We start from the raw sequence: 16,660 nt of genomic DNA, 5'->3' as shown, positions 1-16,660 counted from the left end.
GGAAAACCGCCATGACCACCCTGATCGATCCTCGCGATCCGTTGTTCATCGTCCAGCAGTTCGAAAAGGACTTCGCCAGCGCCCGCCAGTTGCTGCTGCACCACCAGGCGCTGTCGGCCAACCAGGCCGGCAATATCAGCCTGCGCCTGCCGGGCGAGGAGCAGCTGCTGATCGCCACCCTCAACGGCCCCGACGCCGGCACTGCGGCGCTGCTCGACTTCGACCTGCAACGCAGCCAGGGCAGCCTCACCGAGAACCTGCGGGAAGTCGCCGCGCTGCATGTGGCGATCTACCGCGAGCGGCCACAGGTACGCTCGGTGATCCACACCCATTCGCCGTACCTCAGCGCCTTCGCCATCGCCGGCCGGCCGCTGCGCCCGCATGCCAGCCAACTGCTCGGCGTGCTCGACGAAGACCAGGAAATTCCCCTCACCGCCTGGGGCCCGCGCTACTCGGCGGAACCGGTGGTCGCCGCGCTGCGTGAACACCCCCGCGCCCCTGCCGCGCTGCTGGCCAACCACGGCCCGTTCGCCTGGAGCGAGCGCGACCTGCTGGCCACCACCCGACTGCTGATCAACCTGGAAGAGTCGGCCCACCTGACCTGGCTCGCCGCCCAGTTGGGCACGCCGCAGCCGTTCCCGGCCGGCGCCGCAGCCTTGTCGCGCCAGGGCTGGGTGGCGCCATGAAGCGCATCCTGTGCCTGGCGGCGCTGCTGCTCAGCGCCGGCGCCAGCGCCGAGCCATTGCTGGAACGGGCGGTGGCGCGTGGCGTGCTCAACGTGTGCAGCGGCGACGAGTTCCCGCCGTTCCGCTTCCTCGATCCGCAGGGCCGTCCCGCCGGGTTGATCCCCGACCTGATCGGCGACCTGCACCAGCAGCTCTCCGCCCGCGTCGGCAAGGACCTGGAACTGCGCCTGGTGCAGGTCAACCCGGTCAACCGCATCCTGTTCCTGCAACAGGGCCGCTGCGACCTGCTGGTGACCTCGATGCTCGATACCCCGGCACGGCGCCAGCAGGTGGACTTCGCCAGCCCCGGCTTCTACAGCTCCGCCGCCACCGTGTTCGCGCCCAAGGCCACGCCGCTCACGGACTGGCAGCAGTTGCGCGGCAAGACCCTCTGCGCGCCGGCCACCAGCGTCTGGGTGCGCCCCCTGGAGGAACGCTACGGGGTGCATTTCGCCTCGTTCAACGGCAGTGCCGAGGTGCGCAAGGCGGTGGCCGACCAGCGCTGCCTCGGCGCCCTGGGCGACGACGTGCTGTACCAGGCCCTGGCCGCCACGCCGGGCTGGCAAGACTACGAGGTCAAGCTGCCGGGGCAGGACCCGGCGCCCTGGGGCATCGCCCTGCGCAAGGAGCAGCCGACGCTGCTCGCTGCGCTGTCGCAGATCGTCGAGGGCTGGCACGCCGAAGGCCTGGTCATCGCCCTGGAACAGCGCTACGGCCTGGCGCCCAACCCCTGGCTCGCCGCCCAGCACCAGCGGGCCCTGCGCCCGGTGGCCGCCCATGACTGACGGGCAACTGCAAGCCTGGCTGGAAGGCCATGGCCTGGTCCTCAGCGTGCTCTGGGACCCGATCGACCGCAGCCGCCTGCTCGAAGGCCTGGGCCTCACCCTGGGCATGGCACTGGCCTGTGGTGCCATTTCATTGCTGATCGGTGCCCTCGGCGTAGCCGCCCAGTACAGTGCCCGGCCCTGGCTGCGCGGGCTGGTCAACGGCTACGTGGCGCTGTGGCGCAGCACGCCGTTGCTGGTGCAACTGTTCTTTCTCTACTTCGGCATCGGCGCCCTGCTGCCGCTGACCACCGGCGCCGACGGCAGCCCGGTGCGCCTGCTCGGCGGCACCGGCTGGGCAATCATCGCCATCGCCCTGTACAGCGGCGCCTTCCAGGTCGAAGCCCTGCGCGCCGGTATCGACGCGGTGCCCCGGGGCCTGCGCGAAAGCGCAACCGCCCTGGGCCTGCACGGCGTACCGCTGTGGCGCCATATCCTCCTGCCGCTGGCCCTGCGCAACAGCCTGCCGGCCCTGGGCAACAACCTGGTGCAGACCCTCAAGGCAACCTCGGTGGCCTACGCGGTGGCCGCGCCGGAACTGCTCTACGCCGCCAACCGCATCTGGTCGGACCGTTTCAACGTCGGCGAAATGATGCAGGTGCTGCTGCTTACCTGGCTGCTGCTGATCGGCACCTGCACCTGGCTGCTCGGCCGCCTGGAAGCGCACCTGCGCCTGCCCGGACGCGGAGGCGCCGATGCTCGCTGACGACTCGCTGCCCTGGCTGCTGTGGCAGTGGCTGCCGTCCCTGGGCCGCGGTTTTGCCCTGAACGTCGCCATGGGTTTGCTGGCGATGGCCGTGGCCACCCTGGTCGGCGCCCTGCTCGGCTTCGCCCAGGTGCTGGCCCCGGCGGCCCTGGCACGCCTGGCCGGGCGCCTCGGCCGTGGCCTGCGCAACCTGCCGTGGCTGGTGGTGATGTTCTACGTCGCCTACCTGCTGCCCTACGAAGTGCAGGTGGCCGGGCACTGGCTGCAGCTGGCCGACTGGCTCAAGGTCGCCCTCGGCCTGGCGCTGCCGGCCAGCGGCTATGTCGCCGAAATGCTCCGCGGCGCCTTGCAGGCGGTGCCGGCCGGGCAGTGGGAAGCGGCCCAGGCCCTCGGTCTGTCACGGCTCCAGGCGCTGCGCTGGGTGATCCTGCCGCAGTCGCTGCGCAGCCTGCTGCCGCCGTGGATGAACCTGTTCTGCACCCTGTGCATGTCCACCTCGCTGGGCAGCCTGCTGGGGGTCGAGGAACTGATGAGCGTGCTGCAAAGCCACCTGTCCGGCCAGTTGCGCCCGGACGTGCTGCTGCCCGCCTACGCCCTGGCCTTCGCCGCCTTCTTCGTTTTCATCTACCCGCTGGCCCGCTGGGCCCGCCACCTGGAGCTGCGATGGAGCCATTGAACGACTGGCGCGACGACACCCGCCTGACCCACGCCGGGCGCGACCCGGCCAGCCACGGCGGCACGGTGAACACACCGCTGTACCGCGCCTCGACCTTTGTCTGGCCGAACGCCCGGACCCTGCCGGACTACCTGCAACGGGCCGACGACCCGCACCTGCGCGAGCATATCTACGGGCGCAACGGCAACCCCACCACCGCCGCCTTCGAGGATGCGGTGGCCGCCCTGGAGGGCGGCTTCCGCAGCCTGGTGATGCCCTCCGGGCTGGCGGCCATCGCCGGGGCGGTGCTGGCCCTGGTCAAGGCCGGCGACCACGTGCTGGTCACCGACAACTGCTACGGCAACGCCCGCCAGCTGTTCGAGCGGGTGCTGCCGGAGACGGGCGTGGAGGTGGAATTCTTCCCGCCGCTGCTGGGCAGCGACATCGCCGCGCTGATGCGCGCCGAGACCCGCCTGGTCTACGCCGAGGCGCCGGGGTCGAACACCTTCGAGGTGCAGGACATCCCGGCCCTGGCCCGGGTCGCCCACGCCCACGGCGCCCTGCTGGTGATGGACAACACCTGGGCCACGCCGCTGTTCTTCAAGCCCTTCGTGCATGGCGTGGACGTGTCGATCCAGGCCGCGACCAAGTACCTGGTCGGCCACAGCGACGCCATGCTCGGCGTCATCACCACCAGCGAGGCGCTGTACAGCCAGGTGCGCGAGCGGGTGCGCCTGCTCGGCTACATCGCCGGCAGCGACGACGCCTGGCTCGGCCTGCGTGGCCTGCGCACCCTTGGCGTGCGCCTGCGCCAGCACCAGCGCTCGGCCCTGGCCGTGGCGCGCTGGCTCACCGCGCGCCCGGAAGTGCTGAAGGTGCTGCACCCGGCGCTGCCCGACTGCCCCGGCCACGCCCTGTTCCAGCGCGACTTCCTCGGCGCCTCCGGGCTGTTCGGCGTGGTCCTGCGCCCGGTGCCGGAAGCCGCCCTGCACGCCTTCCTCGATGGCCTCCAGCTGTTCGCCCAGGGCGCCAGCTGGGGCGGCTTCGAAAGCCTGATCCGCATCGCCCATGGCCGCCGCCGTTTCCCCGGCGCGCTGCCGGACGGCCCGCTGCTGCGCCTGCATGTCGGCCTGGAAGCGGTCGAGGACCTGATCGCCGACCTCGACCGCGGCTTTGCCCGGCTACGTACCTGATACCCAACCTGAGCATGGAGAACCCTGATGAGTGAACCCCTGACGACCTTCTACAGCATCTGCCCGCTGCTGGTGGCCTCCAACCTGGCCGTGGAACTGGGCTGGCTCGACGAGGAATTCGAGCGCGTCGGCGCCACGCCGCGCTACCTGCGCTCGCTGCCCGACAACCAGGGCTGGCTGAGCCATTTCAACCATGGCCAGCCCGGCCTGATCCGCGACGGCGGCGCCACCCCGGCGCTGTGGGCGCGAGCCGACCAGGCCGACACCCTGCTGCTGGCAACCACCGCGACGCAGCGCGCCGGGCAGATCCTGGTACGCGCCGACGGGCGCATCCGCCAGGTCGCCGACCTGTTCGGCAAGCGCATCGGCGTACCGGTGAGCCGCAACAGCCAGCGCATCGACGTGCTCAAGGTGGTGGCCGAGCAGGGTATCGCCAGTGCCCTGGAACTGGCCGGCCTGCAGGCGGGCCAGGTGCGCCTGGTGCCGATCGAGGACGAAGGCGACCCCCACGACCTGCAACCGGCCCGCCGCCCGGCCGCGCTGTGGGCGCAACTGCGCAACCTGCACAGCGGCCCCGGCGCCGAGCTGCAGGCCTTGCTCGATGGCCGGGTGGACGCCCTGCACGTGAGCTACGGGCACGTGCCGAAACTCCTCGCCAGTGGACGCTTCACCGTGATCGAGGACCTGGAGCGCCACCCGGACTGGACCCTGAAGAACCAGAACGGCCCCTACGTCACCACCGTCGACCGGGCCTTCGCCGAGTCCAATCCCGAGGTGGTGGTGGCCTTCCTCCGTGCAGCGATCCGCGCCGGGCGCTGGATCGAGCAGTTCCCCGAGGCGGCGGCCACGCTGCTGACCCGGGTCACCTTCCTGCCGGGGGCCGACTTCATCGCCGACAGCCTGCGTGGCCGCGAACTGGTCCCCAGCCTGGCGCCGCGCAACCTCGCCGCGCTGGAGCTGAAGAAGCAGTTCCTGGTGAAACACGGCTACCTGCAGCAGGACTTCGACCTGCAGGCCTGGGCCGCCCCCGACTACCTCGCCCAGGCCCTCGCCGGGCTGTGATGGACTTGACTCGCCAAGGATCGCTCATGAACCCCAGTTTTTCCCGCAAGCACCTGCCCGGCCTGCTGTTCGGCGGCCTGCTCGCCGCACCGGCCTTTGCCGACGAGCCGACCCTGGACAAGGTCCAGGTAGTCGGCGCCCGTGTTACCGAAGCCAGCGCCGCCATCGGCGAAGACCGCATCAGCAACACCCTGGCCATCTCCCACGAGGCGCTGCTATCGGCGCCGGCCGGCACCTCCGGGCTGAAGATGCTCGAAGCCCTGCCCGGCTTCAACGTTCAGGTCAACGACGCCCTCGGCCTGTACGAGTTCGGCAACTCGGTGTTCGTCCGTGCCTTCAACCTGCAACAGATCGGTTTCTCCATCGACGGCGTGCCGCTGGGCCGCAGCGACCAGTTCGGCGGCAGCCCGATCTATCGCTACGTCGACAACGAGAACACCCAGCGGGTCACCGCCTCCACCGGCGCCGGCGACGTCACCCAGTCCGGCTATGCCTCCCTCGGTCCCTATGTCGACTACCAGACCAGCGACCCGGCCCGCGAGCCCGGCGCCAGCCTGTCCTACACCCTGGGCAGCGACAGCCTGCGGCGCAGCTTCCTGCGCGTGGAAACCGGCGAGTACCAAGGGCTGTCGGCCTACGTCAGCCGCTCGAAGATCGACGGCGACCTGTGGCGCGGCCCCGGCACCATCGACCGCGAGCACCTGGAGGCCAAGGTCCGCTACCGCTTCGGCGAGGGCAACAGCCTGTGGTTGCGGGCGGTGCACAACGCCTTCCATGACTTCGACTCGCCCTACGTCAGCCTGGCCCAGTACCACGGCACCGCCAACGATGCCTTTGGCCGATCCGGACGCGACTTCCCCTACCTCGACTACCTGCCCGACCTGCCGGAAACCGTGCCGGGGGTGCAGTACAGCAACAGCGGCTACAACCAGTACTACAAGCAGGCGATCAACCAGCGCCGCGACACCCTCTACAGCCTCGGCGGCCAGTTCCGCCTGAGTGACAGCCTCAGCCAGTACGCCACGCTCTACTACGAGGGCAAGCGCGGCTACGGCGTGTCGCCGGAGGCCTACGCCACCTCGCTGGCGCTGCACAACGCCGAGGCCAACGTGCCCGGCCTGTTCGATCCCAAGGGCGTGCAGTACGGCCTGTCGGCCCTGAGCGGGCATCGCTACGGCGGCCGCACCGGCCTGCAATGGGACATCGGCAACCACCGCCTGGAAGCCGGCATATGGGCCGAGAAGGACGTGTTCAACCGCCTGCAGGCGCGCTACAACCTCAGCGACGGCAGCCCGGCGGGCGAGCCGTTGCTGAACGAGCCGGTGCACCGGCAAGGCGACTTCACCTCCACCCGCGACTCGCTGCAACTGCACCTGAAGGACACCTGGGCGCTGCTCGACGATCGCCTGCTGGTGCAATACGGTTTCAAGAGCCTGCAACTGGACTACCGCATCGAAGGCCAGCGCAACGCCGGGGACTACATCGCCGGGCGCGACCCGCGACTGTCCACCACCTGGCGCGACGGCTTCCTGCCGCAGCTCGGGGTGGTCTACAACCTCACCGACAGTGCCCAGTTGTTCGCCTCGTACTCGGAGAACATGGCCCTGCCCCGCGGTGCCGATGACATCTACCGTGCCGCCAGCCCACAGGCGCCGGCACCGGAAGCCGAACGGGCGAAAAACTACGAGCTGGGCTGGCGCCTCAACCGGCCGACCTTCAACGCCGCCTGGGCGCTGTACCGCAGCGACTTCGACAACCGCCTGCAAGCCTTCGCGTCACCAGTGCCAGGCAGCAGCCAGGTGGAGACCTTCTACCAGAACGTCGGCAAGGCCCAGGCCTACGGCACCGAGCTGAGCGGGCAGTGGAAACCCCGTGCCCTCGGCGGCCAGGTGGTGTTCAACGGCGCCCTGACCTACAACCGCGCGCAGTTCCAGGACGACGCCGCGGGCCTGGCCCTGAGCGGCAACGACCTGCCCGACAGCCCGCGCTGGCTGGCCCAGACCGGGGTCACCTGGGAGATTGCGCCGTGGGCGATCGTCAACGTCTCGGCGCGCTACATCGGCGAGCGCTACAGCAACTTCACCAATACCGAGCAGGTGCCCGGCTACACCCTGTACAACGCCTACCTCGACCTGGGCGGCGAGGCCTGGGGCGGCGGCGGGCTGAAAAGCGTCAAGCTGCGCTTCAACGTCGACAACCTCTTCGACAAGCACTACCTGGGCTACATCCTCACCAGCACCAGCGGCCCGGCGGTGTTCCGCCCCGGCTCGCCGCGCACCTTCCAGACCACCCTCAGCCTCGACTTCTGACCCCTGCGGCCGCGCCGACGGGCGCGGCCCCGACCTGCGGAGCCCATTCATGAAACCTCTACTCCTGAGCCTTGCCCTGGTCAGCCTCGGCCTCCAGGCCAACGCCGACGTCACCCCGCAGACCCTGGCCTTGCACCAGCGCCTGCTGGTGCTCGACAGCCACCTCGACACGCCGCTGCAACTGACCCGCCCCGGCTGGGACATCGACCAGCGCCACGACTTCCACAGCGACGGCAGCCAGGTGGACCTGCCACGGATGCGCGAGGGCGGCCTGGACGGCGGTTTCTTCGCCATCTACACGCCCCAGGGCCCGCGCGACGAGGCCGGGCTGGCCCAGGCCAGCGCCTACGGCCTGGCGACCCTGCAGCGCATCCGCGACATGATCGACCGCCAGCCCGGGCAATTCGCCCTCGCCCGCAACGCCGACGACGCCCGGCGCATCGCCGCCAGCGGCAAGCGGGTGGTATTCATCAGCATGGAAAACGCCGAGCCGCTGGCCGCCGACCCCGGGCTGCTGCGCACCTACCAGCGCCAGGGCCTGAGCATGCTCGGCCTGGTGCATTTCGCCAGCAACAGCTTCGCCGACTCGGCCACAGCCCTGCCGGAGTGGCAGGGCCTGAACGACAAGGGCCGGGCCCTGGTGCGCGAGGCCAACCGGCTGGGCATCCTGCTGGACGTGTCGCATGCCTCGGACCGGGTGTTCGACCAGGTGCTGGCGCTGTCCAGTGCGCCGATCGTCGCGTCGCACTCCAGCAGCCGTGCGGTCAATGCCCATCCGCGCAACCTCGACGACCAGCGCCTGCGCCAGCTGGCCGCCAGGGGCGGCGTGGTGCAGGTCACCGCCTACAGCGACTACCTGATCCCCTTGACCCCCAATCCCGAGCGCAACAAGGCGCTTGCGGCATTCGGCGCACGCTTTCGCAATATCGCCGCGCTGGGCCCGGAACAGGCGCGGGAGCTGTTCGCCGAACGTGCAGCGATCGACCGTCGCTACCCGCAGCCACGGGCCGACCTCGACGTGTTCATGAAACACCTGCTGCATGTACTGGATGTGGTCGGGCCCCGGCACGTGGGCATCGGTGCGGACTGGGATGGCGGTGGCGGCGTGACCGGGCTGGAGGATGTCAGTCAGCTGCCGAAGGTCAGCCAGCGCCTGCTGGACGCCGGCTACAGCGAAGAGGACCTGGCCGCGATCTGGGGTGGGAACCTGCTGCGGGCGTTGCAGGCGGCGCAGGATGGCGCACGCCCTGGCAACCCCGGCTGACAGGCTGGCCTCAGCTGGACAGCTGGTTGGTGAACTGCCCCACCGCGTTGACCACCTTCTTCGCCCCGTCCTGGATTTCCACGATCACGCTGCCGGCCTGTGCCGACAGCTCCAGGCCCTGCTCGGCGTGCTGCTTGCCCTGCTCGATGATGCGCACGGCTTCCTCGGCGAGCTTCTGGTTCTGGGTCACCACGTCGACGATTTCCTCGGTGGCCTTGGTCGTGCGCGAGGCCAGCAGGCGCACCTCATCGGCGACCACCGCAAAGCCACGCCCCTGCTCGCCGGCCCGCGCCGCCTCGATGGCCGCGTTGAGCGCCAGCAGGTTGGTCTGGTCGGCAATGCCGCCGATGCTCTTGACGATGCTGCCCACCAGCTGCGACTGCTTGTCCAGCGCAGCGATGCCCTCCACCGCCGCTGCCATCTGCACCGCCAGGCCCTGGATCACGTCCACGGTTTCCTGGATCACCACGCTGCCACGCCGCGCACTGTCATCGGTGTGCTGCGAGGTGGTGAAGGCGATCTCGGCCGCGTGGGACACGGCGATCTCGCGGTTGACCTGGTCGGTGATCACCGTGGCGAACTTGACGATCTTGTACAGCCGCCCATGGGCATCGGAGATCGGGTTGTAGGTGGCTTCCAGCCAGACCACCCGGCCATGGCTGTCGATGCGCTTGAAGCGGTCGGCGATGAATTCGCCACGGCGCAGCTTGTCCCAGAACCGCTCGTACTGGGGCGAGGTGTGTTCCGCCGTCTCGCAGAATACCCGGTGATGCTTGCCCTTGAGGTCCGCGAGGCTGTAGCCCATGGCCTGCAGGAAGCGCTCGTTGGCATTCAGCACGTTGCCCTGCAGGTCGAACTCGACCACCGCCGTGGAGCGTTGCAGGGCCTCGATCAGGTTTTCCCGCTCGCGCGAGGTTTCGATGGTGCGGGTCAGGTCGTTGGCGTACAGCGACACATAGGTTACCTGGCCGTGCTTGTCGCGGATCGGCTGCACGATCGCCCGCAGCCAGGCCTCCTGGCCGTTGCCGCGCTTGAGCTGCAAGGCCCCGGCCCAGTGCTCGCCGCCCTGGATCGCGCGCTTCATCAGCTTGAAGTGATTAGTGTCCTGGGCGTAGTCCGGCACCAGGCCGAAGAGCAACTTGCGCTCCACGGCCCCTGCGGAATATTGCAGTTCAGCGAGGAAATTGCCGTTGGCCGAGGTGATCTCGCCCTGGGACGTCAGCTTCAGCACCAGCATTTCGTCGTCCAGGCTCTGCTTCACCTGTTCGAGCGACGACAGCCGGTCCTCTGCTTCTTCAAGCGCCTTCTTGAGCCGCCGGTATGCGGGGAACATGGGGGAATCCTCCAGGAATAGGAAAATCGACAGGCAGCTTGCCCGAACAATGCGTCAATACTTCATCATCCAGGCTTCCAGCTCCTGCGGCGCCAACGGCTTGGACAGGAGATAGCCCTGGGCCACGTGATAGCCCTGGTCCTTCAGAATGCGGAACTGACCCTGCTCCTCGACACCTTCGGCCACCACCTTGAGGCGCAGGCTGTCGCCAATGCGCATCACGGCATCGCTCAGGGCGCGGCTGGTTTCGTCCGCTTCCAGGTCAAGAATGAAACTGCGGTCCAGCTTCAACTCCTGTATCGGCAGCTTGCGCAGATAACTCAAGCTCGAATAACCGGTACCGAAATCGTCCATGGCCAGCTTGATGCCCTGGGAGTTGAGGTCGTGCAGCACCTTGATGGTCCCGGGGTTGGTGTCCAGCAGCAGGTTTTCGGTCAGTTCGATGGTCAGGTCGCGGGCTTCCAGGCCGTGCTGGTCGAGCACGTCGCTGATCATCCCGGCGAGGTCCAGGTTGTGGAAGTTGCTCGGCGACAGGTTCACCGACACCGACGGAATGCTCAGGCCCTTGCCCCGCCACTCCGCCAGTTGCCGGCAGGCTTCGCGCACCGCCCAGTGGCCCAGCTCGGTGATCAGGCCACACTCTTCGGCAAGCGGAATGAAGCGCGCCGGCGAGACCACGCCGAAATCCGCGTGGGTCCAGCGCGCCAGGGCCTCGACGCCGTACACCTGGCCATCGTCGATGTTTACCTGGGGCTGGTAGTGCAACTGCAGCGAACCCTGCTCGATGGCTTCGCGCAAGGCGCTTTCCAGGGCCTGGCGCTCCTGGGCCAGTTCGTTCAGTTCGTGGCTGAAGAAGCTGAAACGCCCGCGTCCGGAATGCTTGGCCTGGTACATGGCCATGTCGGCGCGGTGGATCAGCGTGCTCATGTCGTGACCGTCCCGCGGGTAGAGGCTGACTCCGATGCTGGCCGACGGCGAGAAACACGAGCCGGCGATCTGGCACGGCTGGGAAATCGCCTGGCGGATCTCCTCGATGGCATCGTTGACCCGCTGGCTGTCACACTCCGGCAACACCACCACGAACTCGTCGCCGGACAGGCGCCCGACGATATCGGCGCTGTCGCTAAGGCGCTGGGCGATCAGCTTGAGCAGTTCGTCACCGGCCGGATGGCCGAGGGAATCGTTGATCTGCTTGAAACGGTCGAGGTCGATGAACAGCACCGCCAGCGCCGACCTGGTGCGCCGCGCCTCGATCAGCGCGTGGTCGGCCTTGGCGTGCAGCAGGCTGCGGTTGGGCAGGCGCGTCAGGCTGTCGTAGAAGGCCAGCTGGCGGATGCTCTCGCGGTTGACCTCGCGTTCCATGGCCAGGGCGCACAAGGGGGTGATCACTTCGACGATCTGCTGTTGCAGGGTCGACGGCGCGCGGTGGTCGTCGTAGTAGAAGGACAGCACGCCGATGGGCACGCCCTTGGAGTCCTTGATCGGGATCGCCCAGACGCTGCGGATGCCCAGCTCCAGGCCTTCTTCGCGAATGCTGGCCCAGTGCGGATCGCTGCCGATGTCGCTGGCGTAGACCATCTCGCCGCGGCAGGCGGCCACGCTGGACGCGCCGACGCAGTCGCGGATCGAGCGGCCTTCGAGCATCTCGCCATAGCGCTCGGAAAACCCGGGCGCTGCCAGCGGGTGCAGGGTGCCGTCCGCGCCGATCTGGATCACCGCCGCACGCAGCTCCGGGGACATGCGCTCGATTTCCTTGCACAGCAGGTCCATCACCGATTCCAGCGGCATCTCCCGGACCATGGCGTCGAGGATGCAGTGCTGCAGGACCTGGTGGATCTTCGAGGCGGTGATGTCGGTGAGCACCGTCACCGTCTGCGCCAGCTCGCCATTGGCGCCGAACACCGGGTTGATCGCGACGTTGCACCAGATCCGCTCGCCGCCTTTTACCTGCAACAGCTCTTCGAGGCGGAACGATCGCCCGCCGCTCAGGCCGCGACGCAACTCGGCCATGCGTTCCAGCGGCAGGTTCGGCACCAGCAACCCCGCCGGCAGGCAGCGCTCGATCTCGTCCAGGCTGTAGCCGAACAGGTTCTCGAAGCCCTTGTTGACGTAGACCACCTTGCCGGCGCCGTCGGTGATGAAGATGGCGTTGTCGGTCTGGTCGGCGACCAGCGCCAGCAGCTTGGCGCGCTTGCGCTCGCGGCGTTGCTCGGTGACGTCCTTGAGGAAGGCGGTGTAGAGGATCTGCCCGCCGGTTTCCACCCGCGAGATCGACATCGAGCCCCAGCGCTGGGTGCCGTCCTTCTTGTGGATCGGCACGTCGCGGGTGGTGCCGACGATCTTGTTGAGGCCGGTGCGGCGATTGGCATCGACATAACCGTCATGCCGGCCACGAATGGTTTCCGGCACCAGCATGCTGACATTCCTGCCCAGCACTTCTTCGCGATCGAATCCCCACAACTTTTCCGCAGCGGCATTGAACAGCACCACCTGATTATGGCTGTCGATGACAACCACACTATCGATGGCTTGTTCCAGGGTTTGAACGAAAAGATCAGACAGGTTCTGGGTAATGGGCATCAACTCAATCCGGAAAAAGCGCAGGTTGACAGTGGCGAACGCAAGCCGCGCCGTTGCAATGGGTAATTGCGGCAGGGGCCTGGTTTCAATGATCGGGAGGCACCGGATGGGTGCGGGCGCTAGCTTACGCTCAATAATGGCGCGTAGCCATTATTGACGGGTGATTCTTTCGCTATTTCTTCAAACAATTGAAAAAACAGAGAAATAATTAAATATCCGGAGAAAGGATGACGCACATCAATAAACAGACTTTTATATGTGCTACTGGAAAGATAGATAGCTATCTTTTGAAAATTACATGGCGCACAAATAATTAAAGTCTCTGTTATCGACGCGGACTCACAAGTCCGCGTCGCTCTGCGGATCAGCGGTCCTGCAGCATCGACTGGATCTGCTGGGTCGCCTGCCGGGTACTGTCGGCAAGCTTCTTCACTTCCTCGGCCACCACCGAGAACCCGCGCCCCACTTCCCCGGCCCGCGCCGCCTCGATGGCGGCATTCAGCGCCAGCAGGTTGGTCTGCTCGGCGATGCTCTTGATCACCCCCACCACCGTGGCGATCTGCGCGTAGGTGGTCTGGTTCTGCGAGAGCATCTGTTCATGGCTGGCCTGGGCGCTGCGTTCGTCGCTGATGTCGCGCACGGCGCCGATCACCCGGGTCAGCACGCCACGCTCGTCGCGCACGGCACAGCCCCGTTCGCGGCACCAGATATAGCCGCGGGTCTTGTGGCGCATGCGGTATTCGAAGACGTACTCGCCGCTGGCGCCGGGCTTGAGGATCTCGCGGTCGAAGATCGCCATGATCTGCGGCAGGTCGTCGGGGTGGGTGATGCTGACCTGGGCGTCCCAGCCATCCGGCAACTCGCTGGCGCCGTAGCCCATCACCGCACGGAACTGGTTGGAAATGCGCATGTGGCTGTCGGGGTGCTGCAGGTCGCCGCCGACCACCTTGATGTCCCAGGTGCCCTCGGTGATCGTCGATTCAAGCTGCGCCCAGATCGCCGCCTGCTGGCGCTGGGCTTCCAGTTGTTGCTGCATCTCGCCGAGCATTGCCTGCAGGTCGGCGCAGCGCTGTTCCAGGCGCGCGGACTCAGCCTGGGCGGCATCGCCCTGGCGGCGCGCCTGCTCGATCTGCGTGCTGAGGTCGCCCGCCTGGGCACGGGCTTCGTCGAGCTGGCGGCGGTCGGCCTGGCGATCCATCGCCAACCCGCGCAAGGCGGCGAGCAACGCCGGGTGGCGCTGCAGTTGCGGTGTTTCGACATCGCCCCACAGCTGGCCCTGGCTGATCCGCGCCAGCAGCGACTCCAGTTCCTGCACCCAATGATCGTTCCTGAAAAACATCAGCGCACACCGTTCGGCAGTGAAAAACAGCGAGTTGAACGGAAAAGCGCCGACTACGTCTTGCATCCGGGTGCCGGGCACTTGACCGTCGCTGCCAGCCCCTGGCACGCAGATCCATGCCGGCGACAGGCAAAGGCAAGACGTTCCCTGCGCAAGCCGGTAGAGTCAGGCACGGGGCTCGCTGGCGGCGGCCCCGTTCTTTCTCCGGCACATGGCGTTCCCGATCGTGAAAGCTGCACAACCGAACCGCTGGCCCCCGGTCCTGCGGGCCTTGCATCACCGCAATTTCCGGCTGTATTTCATCGGCCACGCGATTTCCACCCTGGGCACCTGGGTGCAGACCGTGGCCTTGTCCTGGCTGGTCTATCGCCTGACCGGCTCGGCCGCGCTGCTCGGCCTCACCACCTGCGCCACGCTCCTGCCGCAACTGCTGGTGGGGCCGATCGCCGGCGCCTGGATCGACCGCCACGACAAGCGCCGCCTGCTGATGAAGGTCGAAGGCCTGCTCGGCGTGCAGGCCCTGGTGCTGGCGGTGCTGACCTGGCTGGAGCTGATCAACCCGACCCTGATCGTCCTGCTCGCCGCCAGCCTCGGCATCCTCAATGCGGTGGACACGCCGCTGCGCCAGTCGCTGCTCAGCCGCCTGGTGGACGACCGCGACGACCTGGCCAACGCCCTCGCCCTCAACGCCATGCTGTTCACCTGCTCGCGCTTCATCGGCCCGCCGCTGGCCGGGCTGCTTCTGGCAGTGACCGGCGAGGCGCTGTGCTTCGCCCTCAATGCGCTGTCCTATGGCGGCCTGATCCTCGGCCTGCTGGCGGTGCGCCTGGCGCCAGGGGAAAAGGCCAGCGGCAACATGCGCCACCTGTTTCGCGAAGGCCTCGATCACGTATGGCATTCGCCATCGCTGCGCGGGCTGATCCTCGGCGTACTGGTGGTCAACCTCACCGCCTCCACCTATGCCGTGCTGCTGCCGGTGTTCGCCCACGACATCTTCGCCGGCGACGCGCGCACCCTCGGCTGGCTGTGGGGCGCCGCCGGGCTGGGCTCGCTGCTGTCCACGGTGCTGCTGGCCGGGCAACAAGGCGCCGACCGGCTGCGCGGCCTGATCCTGTTTTCCGCCATCGCCAGCGCCCTCGGCCTGCTGCTGTTCGCCAGCAGCCGCAGCCTGCCGCTGTCGCTGCTGGCCATGCTGATCCTCGGCTTCGGCGTCACCATCAACAACGTCGGCACCAACATCCTCCTGCAAAGCCAGGCGCCGGAAGCGCTGCGCGGCCGGGTGGTGTCGATCTACACCTCGACCCGCTTCGGCTTCGACGCCATCGGCGGCCTGCTCGCCGGGCTGCTGGCTGCCCGTCTTGGCGGGCCCTGGGCGATGTCCGTCGCCGCCGTCCTGCTCGCGCTGTACTGCCTGTGGCAAGTGGCGCTGCGGGTGCGCGCCATCCCTGAACCTGCCGTGGAGGAATCCGCCCGATGACCACCCTGCTGCGTCAGCAACCGACCATCACCCTGCGCCTGGCCATGCAGGCCCTCGGCGCCGCTGTCGAATTCGCCGAGCAGGCCGGCCTGAGGGTCAGCCTGGCGATCCTCGACGCCAGCGGCCAGATGATCCATAGCGCGCACATGGACGGCGCGCCGCGGCCGTCCCAGGCCATCGCCCTGAACAAGGCGCTGGCCGCCGCCGGTTTCGGCGTGTCGACCTCGGCCTGGGAGGAGCGCCTGCAGAAAGCCTCGGCGGCGGTCCGCGAAGGCTTGCCGTTGCAGCCGAACCTGGCCCTGTTCGGCGGTGGCGAGCCGTTCCTGCATGACGGCCAGGTGATCGGCGCCATCGGTGTGTCCGGCGCCTCGGAAGCCATGGATGCCGAGTGCGCCCGCGCCGCCGTGGCCAGGGTCGACGCACTGCTGGGCGCGCCATGAACAGCGCGCAGGAGCTGGGGCGCTACTGCCTGCACGCCTTCAGCCAGCAGGTGCCGGCGAGCCTGGCGGCGTTCTACCGGATCGACGAGCAGATGCAGGCCTGCGACTTCGAATTGCTGGGCATGCAGGCGCCCATGCACCACCGCTACCTGGAGCATTACCGCCATCTCGACCCGCTCAAGCCGGACAACTGCAAGGCCATCGGCCTGCCGGTGGTATCGCTGCGCCAGGGCCTGGCGCACCACGATGCGGCCCATGGACGGGAATACCTGGGCTTTCTCGACCAGCACCGGGTGGTGGACGTGGTGGAGATCATGGCCTGGGTGGACGGGCGCCTGGCGGCGGGGGTTTCGTTGCTGCGCGACGGCTCGCTGGGGGCGTTCAGCGCGACGGAGCTGGAGCGCCTGTTGCCGTTGCATGGCTTGATGCAGATGGCGGCGCGGCAATTGCCGGCGCCCACCGCGGACCGCCTTGCCGGGCTGACACCGCGGGAACGGGAGATTGCCCTGCTGCTGCAAGGCGGGGCCTGCAACAAGACCCTGGCGCGGGAACTGGGGCTGGGGCTGCCGACGGTGAAGACCCACCTGATCAATCTGTTCAGGAAGGTGGGGGTGAGGAACCGGACGGAATTGGTGGGGGCGTTGTTTCTGTAGTGCCTGCAAGAGCCGACAAGGTAATGCGGACCCGCTCTCATAGAACACCATATAACTTATTGATTTAGCTGGACCTTGTGGGAGCGGGTTTACCCGCGAT

At 67.9% G+C, this 16,660-nt stretch carries 13 protein-coding genes and 3 pseudogenes; 11 read left to right on the top strand and 5 right to left on the bottom strand.

Annotated elements, in window-relative coordinates; genetic code table 11:
• Positions 1–11 precede the first annotated feature (11 nt).
• Genes V0R59_RS24525 through V0R59_RS24490 form a run of 8 tightly spaced genes read left to right on the top strand, consistent with a single transcriptional unit; the run spans position 12 to position 8,738 of the window.
• A complete protein-coding gene (locus tag V0R59_RS24525) occupies positions 12–686 on the top strand; it encodes a class II aldolase/adducin family protein (protein ID WP_330077229.1) in 675 nt (224 codons plus the stop codon).
• Entirely contained in the window at positions 683–1,510 is an 828-nt protein-coding gene (locus tag V0R59_RS24520) for a transporter substrate-binding domain-containing protein (protein ID WP_330077230.1), read from the top strand. Before V0R59_RS24525 ends, V0R59_RS24520 begins: the two co-directional genes overlap by 4 nt.
• Positions 1,503–2,255 carry an amino acid ABC transporter permease gene (locus V0R59_RS24515; protein WP_330077231.1) on the top strand — a complete coding sequence of 251 codons (753 nt, stop codon included), beginning with the start codon at positions 1,503–1,505 and terminating at the stop codon, positions 2,253–2,255. The genes V0R59_RS24520 and V0R59_RS24515 overlap by 8 nt, the downstream gene beginning before the upstream one ends.
• Complete coding sequence (locus tag V0R59_RS24510) at positions 2,245–2,931, top strand: ABC transporter permease subunit (RefSeq protein WP_330077232.1); 687 nt, start codon at positions 2,245–2,247, stop codon at positions 2,929–2,931. The genes V0R59_RS24515 and V0R59_RS24510 overlap by 11 nt, the downstream gene beginning before the upstream one ends.
• Positions 2,919–4,103 (top strand): cystathionine beta-lyase, encoded by a 1,185-nt coding sequence (metC, locus tag V0R59_RS24505; RefSeq protein ID WP_330077233.1) that lies wholly within the window; start codon positions 2,919–2,921, stop codon positions 4,101–4,103. The genes V0R59_RS24510 and metC overlap by 13 nt, the downstream gene beginning before the upstream one ends.
• Positions 4,104–4,130: 27 nt before the next feature.
• On the top strand, positions 4,131–5,165 hold the full coding sequence (locus V0R59_RS24500) for an ABC transporter substrate-binding protein (RefSeq protein ID WP_330077234.1): 1,035 nt from the start codon (positions 4,131–4,133) through the stop codon (positions 5,163–5,165).
• A 26-nt stretch (positions 5,166–5,191) separates the two neighbouring features.
• The gene (locus tag V0R59_RS24495; RefSeq protein ID WP_330077235.1) at positions 5,192–7,474 is read left to right on the top strand and encodes a TonB-dependent receptor; all 2,283 of its coding nucleotides are present in this window, start codon (positions 5,192–5,194) and stop codon (positions 7,472–7,474) included.
• Positions 7,475–7,523: 49 nt separating this feature from the next.
• A complete protein-coding gene (locus V0R59_RS24490; RefSeq protein WP_330077236.1) occupies positions 7,524–8,738 on the top strand; it encodes a dipeptidase in 1,215 nt (404 codons plus the stop codon).
• Between the two features lie 10 nt (positions 8,739–8,748).
• Here the strand turns inward: V0R59_RS24490 and V0R59_RS32065 are convergent, their stop codons facing one another.
• The 5 genes and pseudogenes from V0R59_RS32065 to V0R59_RS32050 all read right to left on the bottom strand — a co-directional run.
• The gene (locus V0R59_RS32065) at positions 8,749–9,159 is read right to left on the bottom strand and encodes a methyl-accepting chemotaxis protein (RefSeq protein WP_375547409.1); all 411 of its coding nucleotides are present in this window, start codon (positions 9,157–9,159) and stop codon (positions 8,749–8,751) included.
• 135 nt (positions 9,160–9,294) lie between these two features.
• Positions 9,295–10,071: pseudogene (locus tag V0R59_RS32060) on the bottom strand (PAS domain-containing protein); the annotation flags it as partial.
• A gap of 54 nt (positions 10,072–10,125) precedes the next feature.
• Positions 10,126–12,651 carry an EAL domain-containing protein gene (locus V0R59_RS24480; RefSeq protein WP_330077238.1) on the bottom strand — a complete coding sequence of 842 codons (2,526 nt, stop codon included), beginning with the start codon at positions 12,649–12,651 and terminating at the stop codon, positions 10,126–10,128.
• A 373-nt stretch (positions 12,652–13,024) separates the two neighbouring features.
• Positions 13,025–13,291 (bottom strand): annotated as a pseudogene (locus tag V0R59_RS32055) (methyl-accepting chemotaxis protein); the annotation flags it as partial.
• A gap of 12 nt (positions 13,292–13,303) precedes the next feature.
• A pseudogene (locus tag V0R59_RS32050) lies at positions 13,304–13,561 on the bottom strand (PAS domain-containing protein); the annotation flags it as partial.
• A gap of 655 nt (positions 13,562–14,216) precedes the next feature.
• Here V0R59_RS32050 and V0R59_RS24470 point away from each other — a divergent pair.
• From V0R59_RS24470 to V0R59_RS24460, 3 genes are read left to right on the top strand one after another with little or no spacing between them, the layout of a single operon-like run.
• Positions 14,217–15,467: an MFS transporter gene (locus V0R59_RS24470; RefSeq protein WP_375547408.1), complete on the top strand. Its 1,251-nt coding sequence runs from the start codon at positions 14,217–14,219 to the stop codon at positions 15,465–15,467.
• On the top strand, positions 15,464–15,907 hold the full coding sequence (locus V0R59_RS24465) for a GlcG/HbpS family heme-binding protein (RefSeq protein ID WP_330077241.1): 444 nt from the start codon (positions 15,464–15,466) through the stop codon (positions 15,905–15,907). Before V0R59_RS24470 ends, V0R59_RS24465 begins: the two co-directional genes overlap by 4 nt.
• The gene (locus V0R59_RS24460) at positions 15,904–16,560 is read left to right on the top strand and encodes a helix-turn-helix transcriptional regulator (protein ID WP_330077242.1); all 657 of its coding nucleotides are present in this window, start codon (positions 15,904–15,906) and stop codon (positions 16,558–16,560) included. Before V0R59_RS24465 ends, V0R59_RS24460 begins: the two co-directional genes overlap by 4 nt.
• Positions 16,561–16,660 lie beyond the last annotated feature (100 nt).

The sequence above is a fragment of the Pseudomonas ulcerans genome, from assembly GCF_036324125.1.
Taxonomy (GTDB): Bacteria; Pseudomonadota; Gammaproteobacteria; order Pseudomonadales; family Pseudomonadaceae; genus Aquipseudomonas; species Aquipseudomonas ulcerans.
The sequence above is the reverse complement of the archived record's forward strand: the minus strand, read 5'-3'. Positions and strand labels throughout refer to the sequence as shown.